The 22,981-nt window shown below is 64.0% G+C and carries 21 protein-coding genes; 10 read left to right on the forward strand and 11 right to left on the reverse strand.

The annotated features are described in order from the left end of the window. Window positions 1-18: 18 nt before the first annotated feature. From AAIL67_RS08685 to AAIL67_RS08695, 3 genes are all read right to left on the reverse strand, one after another. A complete protein-coding gene (locus AAIL67_RS08685) occupies window positions 19-1,317 on the reverse strand; it encodes an efflux RND transporter periplasmic adaptor subunit (RefSeq protein WP_003062415.1) in 1,299 nt (432 codons plus the stop codon). Window positions 1,318-1,605: 288 nt separating this feature from the next. Beyond that, on the reverse strand, window positions 1,606-3,039 hold the full coding sequence (locus AAIL67_RS08690) for an MFS transporter (protein WP_343483789.1): 1,434 nt from the start codon (window positions 3,037-3,039) through the stop codon (window positions 1,606-1,608). Further along, window positions 3,032-4,231: a multidrug effflux MFS transporter gene (locus AAIL67_RS08695; protein ID WP_343483790.1), complete on the reverse strand. Its 1,200-nt coding sequence runs from the start codon at window positions 4,229-4,231 to the stop codon at window positions 3,032-3,034. The genes AAIL67_RS08690 and AAIL67_RS08695 overlap by 8 nt, the downstream gene beginning before the upstream one ends. A gap of 282 nt (window positions 4,232-4,513) precedes the next feature. On the opposite strand from AAIL67_RS08695, the gene AAIL67_RS08700 reads away from it, so the two are divergent. Continuing rightward, on the forward strand, window positions 4,514-5,071 hold the full coding sequence (locus AAIL67_RS08700; protein WP_003062423.1) for a DUF1566 domain-containing protein: 558 nt from the start codon (window positions 4,514-4,516) through the stop codon (window positions 5,069-5,071). A 45-nt stretch (window positions 5,072-5,116) separates the two neighbouring features. On the opposite strand, the gene AAIL67_RS08705 is transcribed toward AAIL67_RS08700, so the two are convergent. The 5 genes from AAIL67_RS08705 to AAIL67_RS08725 form a co-directional block, all read right to left on the reverse strand. Then, window positions 5,117-6,022 (reverse strand): SDR family oxidoreductase, encoded by a 906-nt coding sequence (locus AAIL67_RS08705; protein WP_046460247.1) that lies wholly within the window; start codon window positions 6,020-6,022, stop codon window positions 5,117-5,119. 200 nt (window positions 6,023-6,222) lie between these two features. Continuing rightward, window positions 6,223-7,239 (reverse strand): NADP-dependent oxidoreductase, encoded by a 1,017-nt coding sequence (locus tag AAIL67_RS08710; protein ID WP_087865417.1) that lies wholly within the window; start codon window positions 7,237-7,239, stop codon window positions 6,223-6,225. 135 nt (window positions 7,240-7,374) lie between these two features. Further along, entirely contained in the window at window positions 7,375-7,797 is a 423-nt protein-coding gene (locus tag AAIL67_RS08715) for a PaaI family thioesterase (RefSeq protein ID WP_343483791.1), read from the reverse strand. A 126-nt stretch (window positions 7,798-7,923) separates the two neighbouring features. After that, window positions 7,924-8,715 (reverse strand): SDR family oxidoreductase, encoded by a 792-nt coding sequence (locus tag AAIL67_RS08720; protein WP_280008927.1) that lies wholly within the window; start codon window positions 8,713-8,715, stop codon window positions 7,924-7,926. A gap of 208 nt (window positions 8,716-8,923) precedes the next feature. Continuing rightward, a complete protein-coding gene (locus AAIL67_RS08725) occupies window positions 8,924-9,640 on the reverse strand; it encodes a methylated-DNA--[protein]-cysteine S-methyltransferase (protein WP_343483792.1) in 717 nt (238 codons plus the stop codon). Window positions 9,641-9,757: 117 nt separating this feature from the next. On the opposite strand from AAIL67_RS08725, the gene AAIL67_RS08730 reads away from it, so the two are divergent. The 5 genes from AAIL67_RS08730 to AAIL67_RS08750 all read left to right on the forward strand — a co-directional run bounded on the left by AAIL67_RS08730 (window position 9,758) and on the right by AAIL67_RS08750 (window position 14,113). Further along, window positions 9,758-10,063, forward strand: a complete 306-nt coding sequence (locus tag AAIL67_RS08730) for a hypothetical protein (RefSeq protein ID WP_012838710.1) — start codon at window positions 9,758-9,760, stop codon at window positions 10,061-10,063. 150 nt (window positions 10,064-10,213) lie between these two features. Further along, window positions 10,214-11,170: a class I SAM-dependent methyltransferase gene (locus AAIL67_RS08735; protein ID WP_280031519.1), complete on the forward strand. Its 957-nt coding sequence runs from the start codon at window positions 10,214-10,216 to the stop codon at window positions 11,168-11,170. Then, entirely contained in the window at window positions 11,167-12,168 is a 1,002-nt protein-coding gene (locus AAIL67_RS08740; RefSeq protein ID WP_343483793.1) for an alpha/beta hydrolase, read from the forward strand. The genes AAIL67_RS08735 and AAIL67_RS08740 overlap by 4 nt, the downstream gene beginning before the upstream one ends. Window positions 12,169-12,343: 175 nt before the next feature. Further along, window positions 12,344-12,784 (forward strand): nucleoside deaminase, encoded by a 441-nt coding sequence (locus AAIL67_RS08745; protein WP_034391996.1) that lies wholly within the window; start codon window positions 12,344-12,346, stop codon window positions 12,782-12,784. A 96-nt stretch (window positions 12,785-12,880) separates the two neighbouring features. Next, window positions 12,881-14,113, forward strand: coding sequence for a cyanate transporter (locus AAIL67_RS08750; protein ID WP_041744181.1), 1,233 nt, complete (start codon window positions 12,881-12,883; stop codon window positions 14,111-14,113). A 73-nt stretch (window positions 14,114-14,186) separates the two neighbouring features. Here the strand turns inward: AAIL67_RS08750 and AAIL67_RS08755 are convergent, their stop codons facing one another. Continuing rightward, window positions 14,187-15,332, reverse strand: a complete 1,146-nt coding sequence (locus tag AAIL67_RS08755; protein ID WP_343483794.1) for an AAA family ATPase — start codon at window positions 15,330-15,332, stop codon at window positions 14,187-14,189. Window positions 15,333-15,405: 73 nt separating this feature from the next. Beyond that, entirely contained in the window at window positions 15,406-16,242 is an 837-nt protein-coding gene (locus AAIL67_RS08760; protein ID WP_003062464.1) for an RNA ligase family protein, read from the reverse strand. Between the two features lie 489 nt (window positions 16,243-16,731). Here AAIL67_RS08760 and AAIL67_RS08765 point away from each other — a divergent pair, with 489 nt between their 5' ends. From AAIL67_RS08765 to phnE, 4 genes are all read left to right on the forward strand, one after another. Continuing rightward, window positions 16,732-18,708 (forward strand): choice-of-anchor I family protein, encoded by a 1,977-nt coding sequence (locus tag AAIL67_RS08765; RefSeq protein ID WP_343483795.1) that lies wholly within the window; start codon window positions 16,732-16,734, stop codon window positions 18,706-18,708. A gap of 224 nt (window positions 18,709-18,932) precedes the next feature. Then, the gene (locus AAIL67_RS08770; RefSeq protein ID WP_034406087.1) at window positions 18,933-19,814 is read left to right on the forward strand and encodes a putative selenate ABC transporter substrate-binding protein; all 882 of its coding nucleotides are present in this window, start codon (window positions 18,933-18,935) and stop codon (window positions 19,812-19,814) included. A 74-nt stretch (window positions 19,815-19,888) separates the two neighbouring features. Further along, window positions 19,889-20,731, forward strand: coding sequence for an ATP-binding cassette domain-containing protein (locus tag AAIL67_RS08775; RefSeq protein ID WP_046460238.1), 843 nt, complete (start codon window positions 19,889-19,891; stop codon window positions 20,729-20,731). Beyond that, entirely contained in the window at window positions 20,722-22,296 is a 1,575-nt protein-coding gene (gene phnE / locus AAIL67_RS08780) for a phosphonate ABC transporter, permease protein PhnE (protein WP_343483796.1), read from the forward strand. The genes AAIL67_RS08775 and phnE overlap by 10 nt, the downstream gene beginning before the upstream one ends. A 179-nt stretch (window positions 22,297-22,475) precedes the next feature. Here phnE and AAIL67_RS08785 read toward each other — a convergent pair whose 3' ends face one another. Beyond that, entirely contained in the window at window positions 22,476-22,931 is a 456-nt protein-coding gene (locus AAIL67_RS08785; protein WP_003062481.1) for an Lrp/AsnC family transcriptional regulator, read from the reverse strand. Between the last annotated feature and the right edge of the window lie 50 nt (window positions 22,932-22,981).

Consider the following 22,981-nt stretch of genomic DNA (forward strand, 5'->3'; position numbering starts at 1 on the left):
GTGTGTCGCCTGCCTTGCTTACTTCTTGGCAGGTGCATCGGCAGCGGCCTGCACGGGCGGCTCGCCCCGCTGGCTCTTGCGCTCGGCCTTGGCCTTCAGATCCACCTCCACGGTCTGAACCTTGTCGCCGGGCTTGATGCGCTGAAAGCCATCCACCATCACACGCTCGCCTGCTTTCAGGCCCGTCTTGAGCAACCAGAAAGCGCCTACGGCGCGGTCCAGTTCCACATCCCGCTTTTCAACCACATCGCCGTCCTTGACGACCATGACATTGGCACGGCCGGTCAGATCGCGGGTCACCGACTGCTGCGGCACCAGCAAGGCATCGGGTGCCAGGGCCGTGGGCAGCAAGGCCTTCACATACATGCCGGGCATGAGCATGCCGTCGGGATTGGGCACCTCGGCGCGCAGGGTCAGCGTGCCAGTCGTGTCGTTGACGATCACGCCCGCAAAGGCCAGCTTGCCCTGATGCGGGTAGTCGCTGCCGTCGTCGAGCTGGATGCGCACGGGAATCTTGTTGCCTTCCACCTTCTGGTAGCGGCCGGAATCCAGATCGCGCTTGAGCTGCATCAGATCGGTGCTGGACTGGGTGAAGTCCACATACATGGGGTCCAACCGCACGATGGTGGTGAGCGCCGTGGCCTGATTGGCCGTGACCAGCGCACCGGGCGTGACGGCAGACAGCGCGATGCGACCGCCGATAGGGGCTTCGATCCGGCTGTACTTGAGATTGATGCGTGCGGTTTCCAGATTCGCCTTGGCCACGGCCACATCCGATGCGGACTGGGCCGCTGCCGCCTGGCTTTCGTCAAACGCCTGCTTGCTGATCGCGTCGATCTTGACCAGCTCGGCATTGCGCCGTGCCGTTGCAGCCAGCGTGCGCTGGCTGGCTTCGGCCTTGGCAACGGCGGCCGCAGCACTGGCCTCGGCCGCCTTCAACGACGCGGCGTCGATCTGATAGAGCTGCTGGCCCTGTTTGACCAGAGCACCTTCGGTGAACAAGCGCTGCTGAATGATGCCCGAGACCTGGGGACGCACTTCGGCCGTCATGAAGGCACGGGTGCGCCCCGGCAGGCTGGCATCCAGCTGCTGGCTTTGCGACTGCAAGGTGACCACGCCGACCTTCGGCTCGGACTTGGGCGGGCCTTTTTGCTCCGCCTCGGGCTTGGAGCAGCCCGCCAGCGCAGCGGCAATCAGCATGGCTCCCACAGCCAGTGTCCAGCGCTGCTGGCGATGACCTTGCTGGCTTGCACTGGGAAGGCAAGAAAAATGCGCCTCTCGGCGCGGGCTCAGCGAAGCGGGCTGGTCAATCTTCATACGTGGAGCGGTCTGAACTAAAGAACTTGTCAACATTGTGCGCCGACAATATTAATAAAATGTAAAGCAGCCAAAGGCGCAATGACATGCCGGCAATCTCCCGCTTGCCATTCTCCTGTCATGCGGGCATGCGGCGTCGCAGCGGTCTCTGGCTTGAGACACCACTGTAGAAAACCTTGGCAGCAAGGCTCCTCGTCATAACGGACTAGAGTCGGAACCCGCAAAACCCCGGAATCGGCAACTGGCTGCGCTCTCTATATCAGGACAAAAGCAGCTTTTGCTGCCAAATCAATGCTGCTGCTTGCCCGGACGTACGCGCAAGATGCTGAAAACTCCGGCCAGCGCCGCAAAACCGCCGGCCACAGCCAGCGCCAGCAGTTCAGCATTGCCGCCATGCCCGCCCGAGATGGCAAAGATGGTGGCCAGCACCACGGCACCCAGTGTCTGACCTGTCATGCGGGCAGAACTGAGCATGCCGCCCGCGGCACCGCTGCGCGACATGGGGGCCGAAGTGACGATAGTGTGATTGTTGGGCGACTGGTAGAGCGCGAAGCCGCTGCCCGCCAGCAGCATGCGCCAGACCATGTCCCAGTGCGCCACATCGACCGGCATGGCCGCCAGCAGCCACAGTCCACAGGCAAACATGGCCATGCCGATGCCGCCCAGCAACCCGTCGGGATACTTGCCGATCAGGCGTCCGGCCACCGGCGCCGTCAGCACGGTGGCCAGCGGCCAGGCCGTGATCAGCATGCCTGCCTCCATGGGTGACAGACCGCGCGCCTCCAGCAGCAGGAACGGCAAGGCCAGATAGGACAGCATCTGCGCGCAGAAGGCCGAGACCGAGCCGCACATCGACAGCCGGAACACGGGAATGCGCATCAGATCGACGGGGAACAGCGGAGCTGTCTTGTGCCACTGACGGCGCAGATAGACATAGCCGACCACCAGCCCGGCGCCCAGCAGCCACCAGCCCGAAGGCATCAGCGGGCTGCCCGCAGCCCCCTGATCCTGCCCCATGCGCACGCCCAGTTGCTCACCGCCCAGGAAAAGCAGGGTGAACATCAGAATATTGAGCAATACGTCAAGCGCCGCTATCGGCTCGCCATTCTTGAGCACCACGGGGTTGGCCGGCAGCGCCTTGCGCCCCATCCACAAGGTCATCAAGCCCAGCGGCACGTTGATGGCAAACAGCCAGGGCCAGCTGGCAACCGACAGGATGGCAGCGGCCACCGAAGGCCCGGCCATGGACGAGGTCGCCACCACCAGCGAGTTGATGGCCATGCCGCGCCCCAGCATGGCACGCGGATAAGTCAAGCGCACCAGCGCCGCATTGACGCTCATGATGCCCGCTGCACCCATGCCTTGAAACACGCGCGCTGCAATCAGCGTGCTTAGCGAGCTGGCCAGCGTGGCCGCCACCGAGGCAATGACAAACACCGTCATGCCCAGCAGATAGATGCGCCGATAACCCAGACGCTCGCCCAGGGCTGCCAGCGGCAGCAGCAGCACCAGGCCGGCCAGCTGATAGGCGTTGACCACCCAGAGCGTCAGGGCCGAGCTGGCCTGCAGCTCGCGCGCAATGGCGGGCAAGGCCAGATTGACAATGCTGCTGTCCAGCACCGACAGCGTCAGTCCCAGAATGATGACCAGCATGGCGCGGCCACGCGCACCGTCAGGCAGGCCGTCGTAGGCAGGGGAAGCTTGAGCAGTGCTCTCAGTCATGGACGACTCGGTGCACACGGCCCAGCGTGATCCAGGTCAGCGCCACGCCCACCAGGGCGCCTGTCGCCATGCCCACCACCATGGGCAGGGGCTTGCCATTGGAAAAATGCCCCACGATCTGCATGGCCGCAGCGCCGCTCAGCATCTGCAGCGTTCCCAGCAAGGCAGAGGCCGTGCCCGCAATCTCGCCATGCTCTTCCAGGGCCAGCACCGAGGTCGTGGGAATCACCAGGCCCATGAAGGCGCTGGCAATGAAGTACAGCACGATCAGCACCGCCAGCTTCTCGCCGCCCAGCAGGTAATAGAGCAGCAATGCGGCCATGGTCAGGCCCGAAGCAGAAGCCGCAGCCTTGACCACATTGACCAGGCCAAAGCGCTGGCCCAGCCGCCCCGTCAGCTGCGCCGCGCCGATAAAGGCGATGGAGTTCAGCGCAAACGCCATGCTGTACTGAGTGGACGAGAGGCCGTAGTAGTTGATGAGCACAAAGGGCGAGCCCGCCAGATAGACGAAAAAGCCCGCCATGGCGCAGCCGCCGATGAACACCAGGCCCAGGTAGTGCCAGTCACGCAGCAGGACCAGATAGGCCTTGAGCGCACCGACCAGGCTGCTGTCCAGCCGCGCCTCGGCCGTGCGGGTCTCTTCCACGCCACGCCACGTGGCGATCAGACCCAGCACGGCTGCGGCCGCCACCACCCAGAACACGGCACGCCAGCCGGCCAGGGCAATCACGCCGCTGCCGGCCAGGGGTGCCAGAATCGGCGAGACGCTGAACACCAGCATCAGCAGCGACATCATGCGCGCGGCCGCGTGGCCGGTATGCAGATCGCGTACCACGGCACGCGGCACGGCCATGCAGGCCGCAGCGCCCAGACCCTGCACAAAGCGAAACGCCACCAGGGTCTCGATATTCGGGGCCAGCGCGCATCCCACGCTGGCGACGGCAAAAACCGTCAGACCAAAGTACAGCGGCGGCTTGCGGCCCAGCATGTCGGAGACCGGCCCATAGAGCAGCTGGCCCACACCAATGGAGAGAAAGAACGCGGTCAGGCTGGCTTGCACGGCCCCGACCTGGGCATCCAGGCTGGCGCCGATCTGGGGCAAGGCCGGCAGATACATATCGATGGCGAAAGGCCCGATGGCCGACAACAGGCCCAGGATCAGAACCAGACGCAGGGAGACAGAAGCTTGCATAGGGGTGTGATTGTCGTGGTAACTTGATTTATGTGCTGAGCAATTGCCGGTTTCCTGTATGACCTTGCAGGCTCACGCCAGTCCGCCAGTCCGCCAGTCCGCCGGGCAGCGCCTGTGCCTAAGCCCTCAATTACGAGGCTTTAGACCCGGTCATCCAGGCGATGACCGCATGGACAACCAGCACAATGGGCTCAACCACCCTTCCCTGCTCTCGCCGTGACTGCTGCAAGCTTCTTCCCACGTCTGCCCTTTTCGCTGCCCACCGCGCTCGCTGCACTATGCTTGGCGGCTGGACCTACCGGCGCACAGCCCGCACCTGCTGCCCCGGCCTTTCAGCTCTCGCCCGATGCCAGCATGGTGATAGACACGCGCGCCAGGCTGGCCTGGCCGCGCTGCGCCGAGGGCATGAGCTGGAATGGCAAGGCCTGCAGCGGCCAGGCCGAGGTCTTCAGCTACAAGCAGGCCATGAGCCATGCCGCAGAACGCAGCAAAGCCGAAAACCTGCGCTGGCGCCTGCCGCGCGTCAATGAACTCAAACGCCTGCTGGACCGCAGCAGCAAGCCCCAGGGCCTGAACCCGGAACTCTTTCCCAATGCGCCACGCGACTGGCACTGGACGGGTACGGCCGCCGTGAATGCCCAGCGCCTGAACACCTACAACTACGCCCAGGTGGACAAATCCAGCAGCCTCTCCGGCCTCTCGGCCCAGCAGGCCTGGGCGGTCAACACCGAGACACTGCAGGCCGTGCCCGATATGGGCAAGGGCAATGCCTTGCTGCTGCGCCTGGTGCGCCCTGCCACCGAGGCCGAACTCGGCACCCAGGCTCCGGCCGCACCATGAAAAAAGCCTTGCCGCTTTGGCAAGGCTTTTTCAACTCCCGCCGGCTCAGCCAGCGCGCAGCGCTGCCTTGAGGCTCTCGCCCAGTTCGGGCTTGTGCGCAAACGGATCCGTCGGGTTGCGGCCCTGAACCACATCTTCCAGACGCACCTGCACCGAACCCAGGGCCTGCGGGTGGCTGTAGATATAGAACTGGCCCGAGGCCATGGCATCGAACACCTTCTGCGCCACCTCGGTCGCCGTGACCTTGCCCGAGCCCACGGCCTTGTCGGTCATGGCCTGGCCTATCTTCTGGCTGGCCGTCAAAGGCTGCGCCTCCAGGCCCTGGGGACGGTTGCGCTCGCTATGACCTATGCCCGTGGGCACGAAGAAGGGGCAGAGCAGACTGGCACTGACCTGGTCCGAGACCAGGGCCAGGTCCTGGTACAGCGTCTCGGTCAGTGACACCACAGCGTGCTTGCTGACGTTGTAGATGCCCATGTTCGGCGGCGCCAGCAGACCTGCCATGCTGGCGGTGTTGACGATATGGCCTTCGAAGGCGGGATCGGCCTTGGCGGCCTCCAGCATCATGGGCGTGAACAGGCGTACGCCATGGATTACGCCCCAGACATTGACGCCCAGCACCCATTGCCAGTCGGCAACAGTGTTTTCCCAGACCAGGCCGCCCGCGCCGACGCCCGCGTTGTTGAAGACAAAGTGCGGCGCACCAAAGGTTTCCTTGACTTCGGCTGCCAGTCGCTCCATCTGCGCCGCATCCGAGACATCGACCCTGCGCGCCAGCACCTTGGCACCGGCAGCCTTGAGCTCGGTCTCGGCCTTGTCCAGCGCCTCCTGCTGCACATCGACCAGCACCAGATTCATGCCTCTGGCGGCTCCGATGCGCGCGCACTCCAGCCCGAAGCCCGAGCCCGCACCAGTCAGAACCGCCGTCTTTCCCGCGAAATTCGTGATCATTCTTGTCTCCGTATTTATTTGGACGCAGCTCAAATGCGCTTCCACACTCGAAACCGGTGCGGCACAACCAAGGGACAGCAAGCAAGGGCCTATGCCGGCCGCGCCGCCCCGCAGCGAGGCTGTCGCCCCCCTTCCATAGCGCGCAGCGCGTAGAGAAAGGGGGCGCCCGGCTAGGGGAAGGCGCAAAGCGCCTCAGGGGGTTAGAGCAGCTTCACCAGCTGCTTGCCGAAGTTCTTGCCCTTGAGCAGGCCCAGAAACGCGCCGGGCGCGGAGGCCAGACCCTGAGAAATCGTCTCGCGCGGCTTGAGCTTGCCGGCTGCCACCAGACCGCCCAGCTCGGTCAGGGCCTCGCCCCAGACTTCCATGTGCTCGCTGACGATAAAGCCCTCGAGCTTGATGCGGTTGACCAGCAGCAGCGCCGGGTTGGCCAGCGGCAGGGGCTGGCCGTCATAGCCGGCAATCATTCCGCACAGGGCCACACGCGCAAAGGCATTGGTGCGCAGCAGCACGGCGTCGAAGATATAGCCGCCCACGTTCTCGAAATAGCCGTCGATGCCGTTGGGGCAGGCATCCTTCAAGGCCTTGGCCATGGTCTTGACATCGGGGTGCTCGCGGTAATCGATGCAGGCATCAAAGCCCAGCTCATGCACGGCGTAGCGGCATTTCTCGGCACCGCCCGCAATGCCCACCACGCGGCAGCCACGTGCCTTGGCCAGCGCCACAAAGGCGCTGCCCACGGCACCGGTGGCAGCGCTGACGACCATGGTTTCACCGGCCTTGGGGTTGATGATCTTGACCAGGCCATACCAGGCCGTCACGCCCGGCATGCCCACGGCGCCCAGATAGTAGGACAGCGGCACATGGGTGGTGTCGACCTTGCGCAGCGCGCCGGGCACGCTGGGGTCGAGCAGCGAGTATTCCTGCCAGCCGCCCATGCCGACCACCTTGTCGCCGGCCTTGAACTTGGGGTGGCGGCTCTCGACGATCTCGCCTACCGTGCCGCCCTGCATGACCTCGCCCAGCGGCTGGGGCTGGGCATAGCTCTTGGAGTCGTTCATGCGGCCGCGCATATAGGGGTCCAGGCTCAGATAGTGGTGGCGCACCAGCACCTGGCCCTCGCCCACCGTGGGCAGCGGCGACTGCACCAGCTTGAAATTGCTCTCCACCGCCTCGCCCTGGGGGCGATTGTCCAGAAGGATTTGCTGATTGACCGTCATGTTTCGTCTCCTGTTTGAACTTCAGATTTCATAGCTGCAAGCGCTTGACATGCCTCACACTTGAAGCCGATAACACACAAAACAACGATAGGAAAAGCGGTGACCGCTCATAAAAACAGAGCAACCGATCCGTACTCAATCCGTGGGCAGGGCTTGCAATCCGCCTTCGACCGCAGGCCTGCGCTTCATGTACTTGAAGGTGCCCGTGGCATGTACGCAGAGTCGGCCCTGTGCATCGTAGATGCGGCCTTCGGTAAAAGCCATGGTGCCGGTGCGATGCAGCAGCACGCCCTTGCCCACCAGCGGGCCATTGGCCGCCTGCATGAACGAGGTTTTCATCTCGATGGTGACCACGCCCAGATCGAAATCCACGCTGCGCGCAGCCACGGCCATGGTCACATCCATCAGCGTCATCGAGGCTCCGCCATGGGTGATGCCAAAGGAATTCAGATGTTCGGGACGCGGTGTGAAGTGCAGCTCGGACTCACCGTTCTCCATCTTGTGGAGGGTGAAGCCCAGCTCATGCACAAAGGGAATTTCAGGACCAAATGACAACACCGCGAAACCTTTCAGAAGAGTGATGCGCCGCAGACTGCAGCTGCTGAACCGTGAATGTAAGCGCGGCGGACAGCCTCAGAATGCTGCACCGCACAAAAAACATGACTCACTCTTCATCCGCCACTATCAACCACCGACCAGAGCGCTCACGCCGCCATCCACGGCCATCCACTGGCCCGTGATGTGCTTGCCGGCATCGCTGGCATAGAGCAGCGTCAGGCCCTTGAGGTCCTCATCGTCGCCCAGGCGGCGCAGCGGCGCATGGGAGCGCATTTCGTCCTCGCCCAATGTCTCGATCAGCACGGCTGCCATCTTGGTCTTGAAAAAGCCCGGGCAGATGGCGTTGACGGTGATGCCGTGCTCGCCCCACTCGCCGGCCAGCGCGCGCGTGAAATTGATGACTGCACCCTTGGAGGTGTTGTAGGCAATGGTCTTCATGCCCGTGGGATTGCCGCCCAGGCCGGCGATCGAGGCCAGATTGATGATGCGGCCGCTCTTGCGCTCCAGCATGGACAGGCGGGCGATCTGCTGGCTCAGCAGAAAATAGCCGCGCACATTCAGGTTCATCACCTTGTCCCAGGCAGCCGTCGGGTGGTCTTCGGCCGGCGCACCCCAGCTGGCTCCGGCATTGTTGATCAGAATGTCCACATGGCCGAGACGCTGCACGGCCTCCTTGGCCAGGCGCGTGATATCGGCCTCGTCCGAGCAGTCGGCAGCAATCCAGTCGGCCTCTATGCCTGCGGCCTTGAGCTCGGCTGTGGCCTCTTCCAGATCCTTGGCCTTGCGCGAGCTCAGCAGAATCTTCGCGCCGGCCTCGCCCAGCGCATGCGCCATCTGCAGACCCAGGCCACGCGAGCCGCCGGTCACCAGGGCCGTCTTGCCCGAGAGGTCGAAAAGTTGCTGCACCGTACGTGTCATTCTCATGTCTCCTGTTTGTTTTCAAGGTTCAAACCGGGTGCGCAGTGCCTTGCAAGGCCTGCCCGTCAAAAGCTGCATGAATTGTGCGGGCGCCTCAGACGCTGTGTTGTCACCTGCGTGTCGGCGCTGTCCCGCAGGTGGCAGAGCCCGCGCTGGCGCGGCTTGCAGGGTCTGCCAGCTGCAGCAAGGCAAAGCGCATCCGGCGCCTTCAATCGGCAAACAGCGACTGCGTGCCGCCCCAGGCCCCGCCTTCGATCTCCAGCATGCGCAGCTTGGTCAAAGCGCCCTGACCGCCCGAGAAGCCTCCCGGTGCCCGCCCTGCGGCCAGCACGCGATGACAGGGAACAATCGGCGCAAACGGATTCGCACCCAGGGCCTGCCCCACAGCGCGCGCAGCACCGGCCTCACCCAGCGCTGCTGCAACTTCACCATAAGTGCTGGTCCGGCCTGGCGCCAGGGCGCGCGTGAAGGCATAGACCCGGCTGTGAAACGCAGGCACGGCAAACTCATCCAGCGCGATCTGCTGGAGATCGGGCAGACCAGCGGCCGACTCCTGCCCAAAGGCCTGGCGCATATCGCCCAGCACGCCGAAAGCCGCGGCCTCTGCACCGGGCTGCGCCCAGGCCTGTTCGCCCTGAGAACTCAGGCCTGCCAGCAGACACTGCACCCCGGCCATGGCCTGCAGCGCAAAGCCCGGAACCGCGGAGATGGAGGTCACGGCGCCATAGGCCGCAGGCCCGCGCTGCGGCTGCAGCGCATGGCGTTTTGACAGGCCCAGCAGCATGCGCTCCCGGGTCTCGCCCCAGCTGGCCTCGGGCAGTTGCACGGCGCAGATGGCACTGGCAGTCCAGGCCAGACCACAGACACCGATGCGCGTGACAAACAGGGCATGGCCGGGAAACGGCAACGAAGCAGCGTGATTCATGGCCACAGTCTACAAAACGCAGCCAGAGGTGGCTGTTTAAAAATTCCCCAAGAACTGGATACAAAAACAGTTAATTACTGTATATTTAAACAGTCAAAACACTGTGGATATACGGACATGCAAGAAGCCCATTTCACCGTCTCTCTTTGCGACTACCCCGAGCTGCCCGAGGACAAACGCCAGCAGGCCGAGGCACGCTATGCGCGTGTGCTGGCCCGCCAGCTCGGCGGAGAGGAACAGGTCGGACAAGCCCTGTCGCTGGTGCAAGGCCTGGAAGACACCCCGCCCGAAGAAATCACCGACGACGCCAAGCTCACCTTCCAGCGCTGGATGAAAGCGGCCCGCGCCGCGGCCGAGGCCGGCCTGCAAGGCATTGGCGGCACCGAAAGCTGTTTTTTCGATGTGCGGCGCATCTACCACTGAGTGAACGGACGCGGGCGACGCGAGTCCCGAGGCCGTCAGCGCCGGCCCGGGCCGCCAACCATTGCAAGGGACATGTGCCGCCCTGGCCACCGGAGCTCGCTGCAATGCCTACACTGGCGGCTTGTTTGACCGTGTGACTGTTCTCTCTCCATGCAAGCCCTGCTAGCCGCCATTGCCCAGATGCCCTTTCCCACCGATGCCCAGCGCATCTTTCATGGCCGTGGCGGGCGGTATCCGGGCTGCGAGCAGATCTCGCTGGATGCTTTTGCGCCCGTCATCGTGCTGACCAGCTTTGCCCCCATGGAGGAAGCCCAGCTGAGCCAGATCGGTCAGGCGCTGGAGCAGCGCTGGCAGCAGATCGCCCCTGCAGGACTGCCTCTGACCTGGGCCTTCCAGACCCGCGAAAGCGGCGGCAAGGTCGAAACTCGCGTCATGGCCGGCGAGCTGCCCGAGCCGCATGTGGTCACAGAGAACGGCGCCCGCTATCTGATCCATATCGCACGCGGGCAGAACCACGGCCTGTTCCTCGACATGGCCGCCGGCCGCGACTGGGTGCGCCGGCAGGTACTGGCCCATGAGCGGCCCGAGCGCATGAAGGTGCTCAATCTGTTTGCCTATACCTGCGCGTTCTCGGTCGTGGCCAAGCTGGCCGGCGCGGGCCAGGTTCTCAATATGGACATGAGCAAGGGCGCTCTGGCCACGGGTCAGCACAACCATCAGCTCAACGGCGTCAAGGCCGGCGCCAGCTTCGCCGCCCACGATATTTTCAGCAGCTGGGGCAAGATCAACCGCAGCGGACCGTACGACCTGATCGTCGTGGACCCACCCAGCTACCAAAAAGGCAGCTTCATCGCCACCAAGGACTATGCGCGCCTGATGCGCCGCCTGCCCGATCTGCTGGTGCCGGGCGGCCAGGTCCTGCTGTGCCTGAACGCCCCCGAACTCGGCACCGACTTTCTGCGCGAGCAGATGGCGGAAATCGCACCCGAGCTCCAGTTCGTCGAGCGCCTGGCCAACCCGGCCGTATTTGCCGATGTGAACGAAGAGCGCAGCCTCAAGGTCATGGTCTATCGCGCTCCTGCGCTGGCGGCGGACCAGCAGCCATGAGCGAGGGCACAGATCAGGGCCGCAGCCTGCCTCTGCAGCCCATGGACCCGGCTCTGGCACGCACGCTGCAGCGCTTTGCCCGGCTCGATGCGGAGACGCCGACCCCGCAGCTCGACTATGTGCAACGCCGGCGTCTGCTCAGCGAGCTGCAGGCAGGGCTGATTCGCTCCGCCCTGCCCGGCATTTCCAGGGCCGAGCATTTCGTGGCGGCCGAGGGCCGCGAGATCTGCGTGCGCAGCTATCGCAAGCAAGGTGCGGGCAGCGGCCGGACGCTGGTCTGGCTGCATGGCGGCGGCTGGATGGTGGGCGATCTCAACACCCATGACGACCTATGCGAGCATCTGGCCCAATTTAGCGGCCATACCGTGCTGTCCGTGCATTACCGCCGCACCCCCGAGAGCCGCTTTCCCGCGCCGCTGGACGATGTGATGGCCGTGCTGCAGTGGCTGAGCGATATGCGCGGACTGCTGCCTTTTGCGGCTGAGCAGGTCCTGCTCGGAGGCGATAGCGCTGGCGCCCATCTGGCACTGGCTGCGGCGGTGCGCCAGATTCAGCAACCCACCGATGCCTCCCGCATCGCGGGCCTGCTGCTGCTCTACCCGCCGCTTGAGCCCGATCAGGACAATGACAGCATGCGCTGCTTTGCCACGGGCTTCGGGCTCACGCCCGCCGCCATGCAGCGCTACTGGCAGGAACTGGGCAGGCCCGAGGGCCAGGCCTCGCAATGGCTGACGCCGGGCTGCTGCAGCGCAGCCATCGCTGCTTTGCCGCCCACGCTGCTGATGACGGCCAGCCACGATATTCTGCGCGACGAGGCCGAAGCCTTTGCCCATGCAGCCCAGGCCCTGGGCGCACCGCTGCAGCTTTTGCGCGCGCCGGCCATGGTCCACGGCTTTGCGCGCATGCTGGCTGCCAGCCCGGCGGCGCGCCAGCAGGTCGAGCTCGCCTGCTCGGCCTGGGCGGAACTAATAGGCCGCCAACGTCCTCAGAGCAAATAAGCTTTGCTCTCCAGACGGGTAGCGGCACGGCCGTGCAGGTGTACGCTGCACGGCGCCGGGCGCCGCCCCGCGCCTTTCAAACACAGTACCTCGACACTGATGCATCAAGCATCCGACGCTCACCGCCATATCTTTCTTAGTCATGAGTCCAACTTCCGCCACCCCACAACAACTGATGCGCCTGGCCGTGGACCTGGCCCATGCCAACCGCCTCAAGGGCGGCCGCCCGTTCGGCGCCGTGCTCGCCCAGGGAAATGAAGTCGTTGCCACCGGCGTCAACGAAATCATTGCCAGCCACGACCCCAGCACCCATGCCGAAATGCAGGCCATACGCGCGGGCACGCAAAAACGCGCCAACCCCAGCCTGGCAGGCCTGTCCATCTATGCCAGCGGCCACCCCTGCCCCATGTGCCTGGCCGCCCTGGTCATGAATGGCGCCGAACAGGTGTTCTTCGCCTTCGACAACCAAGACGCCGCGCCTTACGGCTTGTCCAGCGAGGGGACATACCAGCGCCTGCGCCTGTCGCTGACGCCGCAGCCGCTGCCCATCACCCGCATCGACACCGGCATCCGCGCGGCCCAGCTCTATGGGGATGAGGCCTGGCCCGTCGCCTGATCCTCGTTGCCGCCAAAACCATAACAACAAACCGGGCTGCCCAGGACGAGCGGCGCGCACACCGGCGCGCCGCAGCGCGGCCAGCCCCTGAGCTTCATGACATCGACATCTTCCCGAACACACCGCGTGCCACCATTGCTGTGGCTGGCCGTGGTGATACTAGTCACCATCAATCTGCGCCCCTTTCTGACGGCTCCGGGCCCCTTGGCACCGACCATACAGCAGGCCACGGGCATGGATTTGCGCAGCTTTTCCTGGCTCACGCTGCTGCCCATGGCGCTGATGGGCATTGGTGGCTGGCTTGCTCCCACGGCATTGCGACGCTGGGGCGCGCGCGCCGCCATTTGCGCCTCGTTGCTGCTGATTGCGCTAGGCTGCGCCCTGCGCCTGACGCCTGCAGGAGCTGCGACCGGCAGTCTGCTGATCGTCACGGCCGGCCTCTGCGGCGCAGGCGTGGCGCTGGCACAAAGCATTCTGCCGGGGCTGATCAAGCGCCAGTCTCCCCACAACGTGGCGCCCATGATGGGCCTGTATTCAGCCGCGCTCATGGGCGGCGGTGCACTCAGCGCCCAGCTCTCGCCCATGGCCATGCAGCTGGGTCTGAGCTGGCAGGCTTCGCTGGCCATCTGGGCCATCCCAGTGCTGCTGGCATTGCCGCTGGCCTGGCATGCGCTGACGCTGATGCACGAGCCCGTTGCCCCTGCACCCTCCGTGCCGCTGGTACAAGCCGACAGCGACACCGGCTGGCTGCTGCGCCGTGGCCGCACCTGGCTGCTGCTGATCAGCTTCGGCCTGATGAACGGCGGTTATGGCTCCACCGTTGCCTGGCTCGCTCCGTTCTATCAAACCCATGGCTGGACGGCCACGCAAAGCGGCTCGCTGCTGGCCATCTTGTCGATTGCGCAGGCCGCATCGGCGTTGGCCATGCCCGCTCTCGCGCGCCGCAGCCTGGACCGTCGCTGCTGGCTCATGCTGGCCTTGCTGCTGCAGATCATCGGCTTTGCCGGCCTCGGGCTCTGGCCCGATGCCATGCCCACACTCAATGCCATCGTGCTGGGTCTGGGTCTGGGCGGCTGCTTTTCGCTCTTCATGCTGGTGGCGCTGGACCATCTGCCATCGCCCACACAGGCCGGTGCCCTCAACTCGCTGATGCAGGGCGGCGGCTTCATCCTCGCCGCACTGGCCCCTCTGGTCATGGCACAGCTGCACCAGATCAGCGACAGCTGGATGACGGGCTGGCTTTATCAGGCCGGCGTCGCCGCGCTGGTCTGCCTGCTGGTGACACGCTTCAACCCCCAGGGCTACCCGCAAGCCATGCAACAGCCTTGAGCACGGCATTGCGATCCCCAAAAAAAGGGCCTGGAAACTTCCAGGCCCTTTTTCCTTTTCGTTTTTGCGCGGACTACTCGTTGACCAGCAGTTGCAGCCCATGCGCCTCGGTCGGCAAGGGTACCTCCCATCGGTGCAACATGCCCAGCAATGCGGCATTGCCGAGCGTGGTGTTGCGCTTGCTGTTACGCGCCAGCAAAGTGGACCTGCTTGCCTCCAGATGCACCAGTTCCACCTGCGCGCCATAGGCCAGGCACAGCTCCAGCGTCTTGCCGCGCATCTGCCTGGACAGATGCGTGGCATTCCAGACAAAAGCGGCCTTGGCACGCAGCAGGCTCTTGGCCTTGTCCACCGCATGATGGGCCGCAGCGCCCTCGTTCTCGCCGTGGCGCAGGCCCAGTTCGGTGCGCGCATCGTCAAACGACACCACGGGCAGGCCCGCATGATGCCGGGCCACCCAGTGGTTCTTGCCCGATGCAGGCAGACCGCACATGACGATGACGCGCGAGCCCGGCTCTTCGTGCAAGGCGTAGTCCGGGTGCAACTCGGCACCGCGGAAATAGCGCACTGCCGTCTCGGCCGAAGCAAAGCTGCGCGGCTTGCGCAAACAGCCCTCTTCCAGCGCAAGCTCCCTGAACAGCTCGATATTCACCAGCACATTGCCCACATCGGGGCAGATGCGTCCGCGAATATCGGCACGGGCCAGCAGCACCAGCAAATGCAGATCGACCTGCCAGGACAGCTCTCTGACCATGAACTCGGGCGAGACGCCTCGGCGCGAATCGGCAAAGGCGAAGAACGGCACCTGATGCACTGCAATCAGGCGGCAGACCGCCTCGCGCCGGGCCACGGGCGCGCCAGCCTCCCAGAGCATGAGCCGCGCATCGAGTGCACCCCGGCGCGAATGGCCGGGCTGCGAGATGCGGCCGTCGTCGGCTATCTGCGTGGTCGAGCACTTGGCGACATCGTGCAGCAGCGCGGCCAGAAAGACTGTCTCGCGCTCCTCGTTGGTGAGCTCTGCATAGTCGCCGTCCTGCAGCAGCTCGGTCACCACCATCTGCGTATGCGTCCAGACATCGCCTTCGGCATGGTAGATCGGATCTTGCGGCGTGGTCTTGGCCAGCTCCAGTTGCGGAAAAGCCTCCAGGCAGGCCGCCCAGTCCACCGCATGGTGAGCGGAATGCGGCACCAGGGCCGCGATCTGTTTCCAGCTCCACATAAATTCTCCTTTCACCGTAGCCTCCTCATGAAAACCACGGTTTTGATAGCTATCAACGCTTGTTGGACAAGCCTCACCAGCTTTTTTGAATCTTGTTGGCAAAAATATCGACGCCTGTGCGCAGACCGTTGGCGACAATGGGCCGCTCGCTGTGGTGCGAGCCCGACTCCAGGATCACCTGCACGAAGTCGGAGCGCACGAACTTGTAGCGCTCCACGGTCTGGCCGTTTTCCTCGACCTTGATATACAGACCTTCGGCCAGCTCGGATCGGTCGGTCTGGCGCCAGGCCAACGGCAGATCCAGCTTCTGTCTTTGCACCTGATCCTCGAACATAGCCTTCCAGCCTGCGCTGCGCCCCAGAGATGGTGTCAGCAATGCCAGCAAATCCTGCATGCGCCTCGGTGCGATGCCCGCGTAGAGCACGGGCACGGACACCACGGGCACACCGTCCAGCAGCGCGTGGCGCTGCGGCGTGTCCAGAAACTGCTGCGCCGAGCGGTCCCAGATGTCGAACTCGCAAAACCAGTGCGGCAAGGCGTCGTAGTACAGAGAATGCTTGGCATACAGCCATTCGCCATACATCACATAGCGATCGTCCAGCAGCGCCATCAGCGCGCTCTCATGAGCTCGGGCCCATTGCTTGTAGGCGTTGAACTGACGCTCGCGCCCGCCCATCTGATCGGCTTGCAGATAGTGGCCGCGCGACTGCAGCAGCAAGCTGCCGTCGGCACCAAAGCTCAGTGCCGCATTGGCGCCGTCCAGCTTTTCCTCGACCACGATATGCCGGCCGGCCAGCGCATCGTAAGGCACGGCATCTGCCTGATCGCCGATCTGCAGCCGCGAGCCACGCAGATGCGGCGTGCGCGGATATTTGAGGATCTCCAGATTGAATAGATGTGGTGAAGTCATGTTGTGCTTTCCTAAAAGGGAATAAGCCACGCGCAAAAAAGGCGCGGCAGACAAATCAAGGACATGGACAGCGCCGCTCTCCGCTGCCATCGGAAAAAGACAGAACCCAAGCAGCCAAGCAAAGGGCCGGCCTGGAGTTCAGAGAGTGGGAGGAGCTTGGAGCCCGAATGCAATTCAGGCCAGAGACGCCAAGCAGGAAGATTGCCGCCCTTCACAGAGCGGGAGTTCCACACCGCAGCGCACACGCGAGAAAGATCAGCGTGTGACGAAGTCGTTTAGCTCAAACGAATACGGCGGGACATGGTGCACCTCGAAAATGAGAGCGAATAGCGCAGGTGGAGCAAGGCTGGCGAGTGTATTTGCTTGCAAGCCCAACTGCCAAGCGCTTGACCGAAACTTGTTGCGCAAAGAACACGAAACGGTTTCACAGAGATGAAACAGAGGCTGGTTACAAATCGTAGTTTTCTTCCTGCACCTGCCAAACTCTCAATGACATCTGCACAGACCTTGCTCCAACCTCTTCTGATTTCCCTGATCGCAGCCGCTGCCCTGGCCGCCTGTGGTGGCGGTGACAACAACACGAACAACACCACACCAGCGCCTGCTCCGATTCCTGAAGTCCCGGCGCCGGCACCCGAGCCCGAGAAGACGCCCACCTCGCTCACGCTGGAGAAAATCGGCAGCTATCAGTCGGGCATTTTTCTGCAGAGCGCCGCCGAAATTACGGCTTTCGATCCCGTCACCAAGCGCGGCTTTGTGGTCAACGCCCAAAAGGGTGCGCTCGACGTGCTGAACATGAGCAACCCCGCCGCACCGCGCATGCTGGCCAGCCTGGATGCCACAAAGCTCTCGCTGGGTGCGGGGGCCTCCATCAACAGCGTGGCCGTGCATGGCGGCCTGGTGGCTGCAGCCGTGCAGGCATCGGTCAAGACGGACAAGGGCATGGTCGTCATCTATGACGCCGACAAGCTCGGCGTGATCGCCGAAGTGCCCGTGGGCGCCCTGCCCGATATGCTGACCTTCACCCCCGACGGCAAGACCATTCTGGTCGCCAACGAGGGCGAGCCCAGCGATGACTACCAGATCGACCCCGAAGGCTCGATCAGCGTGATCGATGTGAGCACGCCCGCCAAGCCCGTGGCGCGCACTGCCGACTTCAAGGCCTTCAACAGCCAGAAGGCGCAGTTGCTGGCCAAGGGCGTGCGCATCTTCGGCCCGACCACAGACGGCCTGGGAACGGCCGCCGTGGCCAATGACCTGGAGCCCGAATACATTGCCGTGGCCCCGGACGGCAAGACGGCCTGGGTGACGCTGCAGGAAAACAATGCGCTGGCCATCGTGGACATCGCCAGCGCCACCGTGACCGATGTGGTGGCTCTGGGCTACAAGGATCATGGCGCGGCCGGCAACGAGCTGGACTTCGCCGACAGCGACGGCAAGAGCCCGGTCATCAACATCACCCAGGCCGCCAATGTGTTTGGCATGTACCAGCCCGACTCCATCGCCGCCTACAAGGCCGCCGACGGTGCGACCTATCTGGTCACTGCCAACGAAGGCGATGCACGCGCCTGGGGTGAAGGCAACAAGAGCTATTTCGGCACGGCCGCCGACAAGACGAGCGGCGCCCCGGCTGCGGCAGGCGATGTGACCAAGGGCTTTGTGGAAGAGTGGCGCATCAAGCACCTGGTGCACAAGGACGGCTTTCTGCGCCGCGCGGGCGACGATCTGCCTGCCCATCTGGCTCAGCTGGCCAGCGGCGCCTATCTGAATGCCAGCAACTTTGCCTGGTGCGGTGCGGTCGGCACAGACCCCAAGACCTGCCGCGACGATGACAAACTGGGCCGCCTCAAGGTCACCTGGACCATGGGCTACCAGACCGACAGTAGCGGCAACCCCGTCAAGGATGGCAAGGGCTACCTGACCTATGACAGGCTATACGCCTATGGTGGCCGCTCCATCTCCATCTGGGATGCCAAGGGCAAGCAGGTCTGGGACTCTGGCGCGGCCATCGAAAAATTCATCGCCAGCCCCGAATGCAAGCTGGGCGCCAGACGTGACATTGCCTGCGCCACCTACTTCAACACCGGTCATGACGAAACGGCCAGGCTCGATGCGCGCAGCAGCGCCAAGGGTCCCGAGCCCGAAGGACTGACCGTGGGCCAGATCGGCACCAAGACCTTTGTCTTTGTGGGCCTGGAACGCATGGGAGGCATTCTGGTGTTCGACATCACCGACCCCAAGGCACCCCAGCAGATCGACTATCTGAACACTCGCGAAAACTGGACCGCCAGCATTGACAGCAAATCCGCGCTGGCAGGCACTGCACTCAGCGATGTGGGCGATCTGGGCCCCGAAGGCCTGCACTTCATTTCTGCCGCCAAGTCACCCAACGGCAAACCCTTGCTGATGGTGGGCAACGAGGTCAGCGGCACCACGGCCATCTACCAGCTCAATCTGCAATATTGAAACCTGCAGACAAGCAATCGCTTTCATGCCAAGCCCCGTCCCCACGGGGCTTTTTGCTATTCAAATCAAGCAAAGACTGCACCGAGGGTTTCTCAATTACGTAACAATAAGCGCCAGCGGTCGGTGTACCGCCTATGGGTTCCCATTCGCCGCAAGCCAGACGCTTGCGACCTACTAAACCGCCGTGTATCCGGACGGCGGTGGCTTTTTGAACGGAGCACTTAATGACGCACTCTTTCGCTCGCCGCCAGGCGCTGCGCGGCTTGGCCGTGGCAGCTCTCGCCTCCTCTTCCCTGCTGTCCGCAGCGCATGCAGACACCCCCGCCGTGCTGCGCGTCTCGGCCATTCCCGACGAGGCACCGACCGAGCTGCAGCGCAAGTTCAAGCCTTTGGGCGAATACCTCTCGCAAGCCACCGGCATGAAGGTGGTGTTCACCCCCGTCTCCGACTACGCGGCCGTGGTCGAGTCCCTGGCCACCAAAAAGCTGGACCTGGCCTGGCTGGGCGGCTTCACCTATGTGCAGGCCAAGATTCGCACCAACGGCACGGCCATCCCCATCGTGCAACGGGCCGAAGATGCGGTCTTCACCAGCAAGTTCATCACGGCCGACCCCGCCATCAAGACGCTGGCCGACCTCAAGGGCAAGACCTTTGCCTTCGGCGCCCCCTCCTCCACCTCGGGCAGCCTGATGCCGCGCTTCTTCCTGCAGCAGGACGGCCTGAATCCCGAAAAAGACTTCAAGACCGTGGCCTACTCGGGCGCGCATGACGCCACCGTGGCCTTTGTGGCCGCAGGCAAGGCCGAGGCCGGCGTGCTCAACACTTCGGTGTGGGACAAGCTGGTCGAATCCAAGAAGGTGGACACGAGCAAGGTGCGCGTGTTCGCCACGACGCCCACCTACTTTGACTACAACTGGACGGTGCGCGGCGACCTGGACCCAGCCATCGTCAAGAAACTGACTGCTGCCTTCCTGGCACTGGACCCCAGCAAGCCAGAGCACAAGGCCATCATGGACCTGCAGCGCGCCTCCAAGTTCATCGCCACCGACTCCAAGAACTACGACGGCATCGAAGCTGCCGCCAAGTCCGCCGGTCTGCTGAAGTAAGAAATTCAGCTTTTTTGACTGCCAACGCTTATTTATCAGGCGTTGGCAGCTATTGTTTTCAGAGTATTCGTCTCATGAGCTTCATGCTGGACGATGTGGGCCTGACCCACAGCAACGGCTTTACCGCCCTGTCCCATATCTCCTTGTCCGCCATCCAGGGCGAGAGCATTGCGCTCATCGGCCCCTCGGGCGCCGGCAAGACTTCGCTGCTCAGCACCATAGGCACAGCCTACCTGCCCACGGCAGGTCGCATGCAGGTGCTGGGCCGGACCGCGTCTGCGCAATCCGCCGCCCGCGAACTCAAGGCTTTGCGCAGCCGCATCGGCACCGTGCACCAGGCCGCCCCCATTCCGCTGCGTCAGCGCGTAGTCACGGCCGTGCTGGCCGGCAAGCTCGGCCAGTGGCCGCTGTGGAAGGCGCTGGCATCGCTGGCCTATCCGCAGGACATTGCGGGCGCGCGCGAGGCCCTGGCCCGCGTGCAGCTCGAGGACAAGCTGTTTGCACGCTGCGACCAGCTCTCCGGCGGCCAGCTGCAGCGCGTGGGCATTGCCCGCGTGCTCTACCAGCAGGCCGAACTGATTCTGGCCGACGAGCCGGTCTCGGCCCTGGACCCTGCACTCTCGCAGGCCACGGTGCAGTTGCTGGTGCGGGAAGCCGCCGCGCGCAAGGCCACGCTGGTGGCCAGCCTGCATGCCGTCGATCTGGCGCTGGCCAACTTTGCCCGCATCGTCGGCGTGCGCGATGGCCGCCTGGCCTTTGACCTGCCGGCCGCGCAGGTCAGCGATGCGCAGTTGCAAGCGCTCTATGCCCATACCGATGGCAGAGCGGCCGACCTGCCCATGCTGCACAACCGCCTGGCTCAGCGCGATCCCGCCAGCATCACGCCCACTCCCATCCAGGTGAACGCATGCCGGTAGACATGCTCGAGCAAGCCCGGCCATCACGCCGCGACCCCTCTGCTCGCGGCCGCCTGAGCGGCCTGATCCTGACCCTGGTCGTGCTCTGGCCCATGCTGCAGACCTCGGGCTTTTCGCTCAAGCCACTATTCGATGCCGATAATCTCAAAGTCATCGGCGGCTTTCTCGCGCAGTTTCTGCCGCCCGAGACCAGTAGGGAGTTTCTGGCCTATCTGGCTCAGGCCACGCTGGAGACCCTGGCCATCGCCACGGCCGGCATGGCGCTGGCCTTTGTGATTGCCGTACCCATGGCCTATCTGTCCACGGGCGCGGCACGCGAGAGAGTCACGCTCAACCCCATCGCCCGCAGCGTGCTCACCATCCTGCGCGGCATTCCCGAGCTGGTCTGGGCTCTGGTGTTCGTGCGTGTCTTCGGCCTGGGCCCGGCAGCCGGTGTGCTGGCCCTGGGCCTGACCTATGGCGGCATGCTGGCCAAGGTCTATGCGGAAATTCTCGAATCCACCGACCCCGCCCCGGCCCGCGCCCTGCGTGCCAGCGGCACCGGCCGTATCCAGGCCCTGCTCTATGGCCTGCTGCCCCAGGCTGCCAAGGAGCTGACCTCCTACACCGTCTACCGCTGGGAATGCGCGGTCCGTGCCTCGGTGGTCATGGGCTTTGTCGGGGCGGGGGGCCTGGGCCAGCTCATGGATCAGGCCATGAAGATGCTCAACGGCGGCGAAGCCGCCAGCATTTTGCTGGCCTTCATGCTGCTGGTGGCGGCGGCCGATCTGCTTTCCTGGTGGCTGCGTCGCGCGCTCGACGCCGCGCCTGCTGCGCGCGCCCAGCCCTTCGGCTGGCGAACCGGCACATTTCTGCTGGCTGCCTGCGCGGCGCTATGGGCCAGTCTGCGGCTTCTGGATATTGATTTCTCTGCGCTGTTCACGGCAGATGCTGCCGCCAGCATGGGCGACTTCGTGCGTGGCTTTTTCCCGCCCGATCTGAGCCAGCCCTGGCTGCTCAAGGTGCTGCAAGGCATCTGGGAGACCCTGGCCATCTCCATAGTCGGCACCTTGCTGGCCGCGATCGCGGGCCTGCTGCTGGCCCTGCCGCGCTGGCGTGCACCATGGAATGTGGTGCTCAACGTGCTGCGCTCCGTGCCCGAGCTGGTCTGGGCCACGATCACCGCGCTGGCCGTGGGCCTGGGCCCGTTTGCCGGTGCGCTGGCCCTGGCCCTGCATACCACCGGCGTGCTGGGCCGCCTGTTTGCCGAGGCCTTGCAGAATGCTCCGGCCGCTCCCGCGAATGCGCTCAAGCTCAGCGGCAGCAATCGCCTGCTGGCATTTTGCTATGGCACCCTCCCTGGCGCAGCGCCGCAGTTGCTGGCATACACGCTGTACCGCTGGGAAATGAATATCCGCATGGCGGCGATTCTGGGCTTTGTGGGTGCCGGCGGTCTGGGCCAGCTGCTGTACTTCGAGCTTTCGCTGTTCCACTATGCCCAGGCCAGCACCGTGATCATGGCCATGCTTTTGCTGAGCATTGCCGTGGACTGGAGCAGCGCCGGCCTGCGCCGCGCCATGCGTTGAGACAGTTGACGCGGCGCCCCGGCACCGAATCAGCTTCATCCGTTCCTCCATCACATCCGCCGCGCAGCCCCCCCAGATGGGCCAACGCGGCCAGCGATCCGGTCTGCATCCAGGTCTCGATGAGAGTTGAAACCTGAATGACTTCAGCCACACCTGGCACCGCTTAGAGCGATGCTGCTTCACACTCCCAGGGGCAGGTCGGCCTTCTTCAGCGTGCGCAGCACAAAGCTGGACTGGCTATGGCGTATGCCCTTGATCTTGTAGAGCTTTTCGCGCAGCAGGCGCTCGTAATCGCGCGTGTCCTTGACAACGATACGCAGCAGATAATCGTACTCGCCCGAAACCAGATGCGCCTCCACTACCTCGGGAATGGTGGCCAGCACCTCGCCGAACTTCTCCAGCGTGTTGTCCGAGTGGCTGTCCAGCGTGACCATGACCAGAACCGAATCGGCCAGTCCCAGCGCCTGCGGGTTCAGACGCACGGTATAGCCCTCGATCACGCCGGCCTCCTCCATCTTCTTGATGCGTGCCCAGCATGGTGATGCACTCAGACCCACGGCCGCGCCAATCTCCTGCAGACTGGCGCGCGCGTTAGCCTGCAATGCAGCAAGAATCTTTTTATCCAGTGTATCCATATCTTGGAATTTACCGCTAAAAATTCAAAAACAGAAAAATTTTCTGTAGC

Origin of the sequence: Comamonas sp. A7-5 (genome assembly GCF_039581385.1) — a bacterium.
Lineage (GTDB): Bacteria > Pseudomonadota > Gammaproteobacteria > Burkholderiales > Burkholderiaceae_C > Comamonas > Comamonas thiooxydans.

Excerpts from the sequence above, each read along its gene's own strand:
- AAIL67_RS08685 (WP_003062415.1), bottom strand. The coding sequence starts at position 1,317 with ATGAAGATTGACCAGCCCGCTTCGCTGAGCCCGCGCCGAGAGGCGCAT.
- AAIL67_RS08690 (WP_343483789.1), bottom strand. The coding sequence starts at position 3,039 with ATGACTGAGAGCACTGCTCAAGCTTCCCCTGCCTACGACGGCCTGCCT.
- AAIL67_RS08695 (WP_343483790.1), bottom strand. The coding sequence starts at position 4,231 with ATGCAAGCTTCTGTCTCCCTGCGTCTGGTTCTGATCCTGGGCCTGTTG.
- AAIL67_RS08705 (WP_046460247.1), bottom strand. The coding sequence starts at position 6,022 with ATGATCACGAATTTCGCGGGAAAGACGGCGGTTCTGACTGGTGCGGGC.
- AAIL67_RS08710 (WP_087865417.1), bottom strand. The coding sequence starts at position 7,239 with ATGACGGTCAATCAGCAAATCCTTCTGGACAATCGCCCCCAGGGCGAG.
- AAIL67_RS08720 (WP_280008927.1), bottom strand. The coding sequence starts at position 8,715 with ATGACACGTACGGTGCAGCAACTTTTCGACCTCTCGGGCAAGACGGCC.
- AAIL67_RS08725 (WP_343483792.1), bottom strand. The coding sequence starts at position 9,640 with ATGAATCACGCTGCTTCGTTGCCGTTTCCCGGCCATGCCCTGTTTGTC.
- AAIL67_RS08730 (WP_012838710.1), top strand. The coding sequence starts at position 9,758 with ATGCAAGAAGCCCATTTCACCGTCTCTCTTTGCGACTACCCCGAGCTG.
- AAIL67_RS08735 (WP_280031519.1), top strand. The coding sequence starts at position 10,214 with ATGCAAGCCCTGCTAGCCGCCATTGCCCAGATGCCCTTTCCCACCGAT.
- AAIL67_RS08740 (WP_343483793.1), top strand. The coding sequence starts at position 11,167 with ATGAGCGAGGGCACAGATCAGGGCCGCAGCCTGCCTCTGCAGCCCATG.
- AAIL67_RS08745 (WP_034391996.1), top strand. The coding sequence starts at position 12,344 with ATGCGCCTGGCCGTGGACCTGGCCCATGCCAACCGCCTCAAGGGCGGC.
- AAIL67_RS08750 (WP_041744181.1), top strand. The coding sequence starts at position 12,881 with ATGACATCGACATCTTCCCGAACACACCGCGTGCCACCATTGCTGTGG.
- AAIL67_RS08755 (WP_343483794.1), bottom strand. The coding sequence starts at position 15,332 with ATGTGGAGCTGGAAACAGATCGCGGCCCTGGTGCCGCATTCCGCTCAC.
- AAIL67_RS08760 (WP_003062464.1), bottom strand. The coding sequence starts at position 16,242 with ATGACTTCACCACATCTATTCAATCTGGAGATCCTCAAATATCCGCGC.
- AAIL67_RS08765 (WP_343483795.1), top strand. The coding sequence starts at position 16,732 with ATGACATCTGCACAGACCTTGCTCCAACCTCTTCTGATTTCCCTGATC.
- AAIL67_RS08770 (WP_034406087.1), top strand. The coding sequence starts at position 18,933 with ATGACGCACTCTTTCGCTCGCCGCCAGGCGCTGCGCGGCTTGGCCGTG.
- AAIL67_RS08775 (WP_046460238.1), top strand. The coding sequence starts at position 19,889 with ATGAGCTTCATGCTGGACGATGTGGGCCTGACCCACAGCAACGGCTTT.
- phnE (WP_343483796.1), top strand. The coding sequence starts at position 20,722 with ATGCCGGTAGACATGCTCGAGCAAGCCCGGCCATCACGCCGCGACCCC.
- AAIL67_RS08785 (WP_003062481.1), bottom strand. The coding sequence starts at position 22,931 with ATGGATACACTGGATAAAAAGATTCTTGCTGCATTGCAGGCTAACGCG.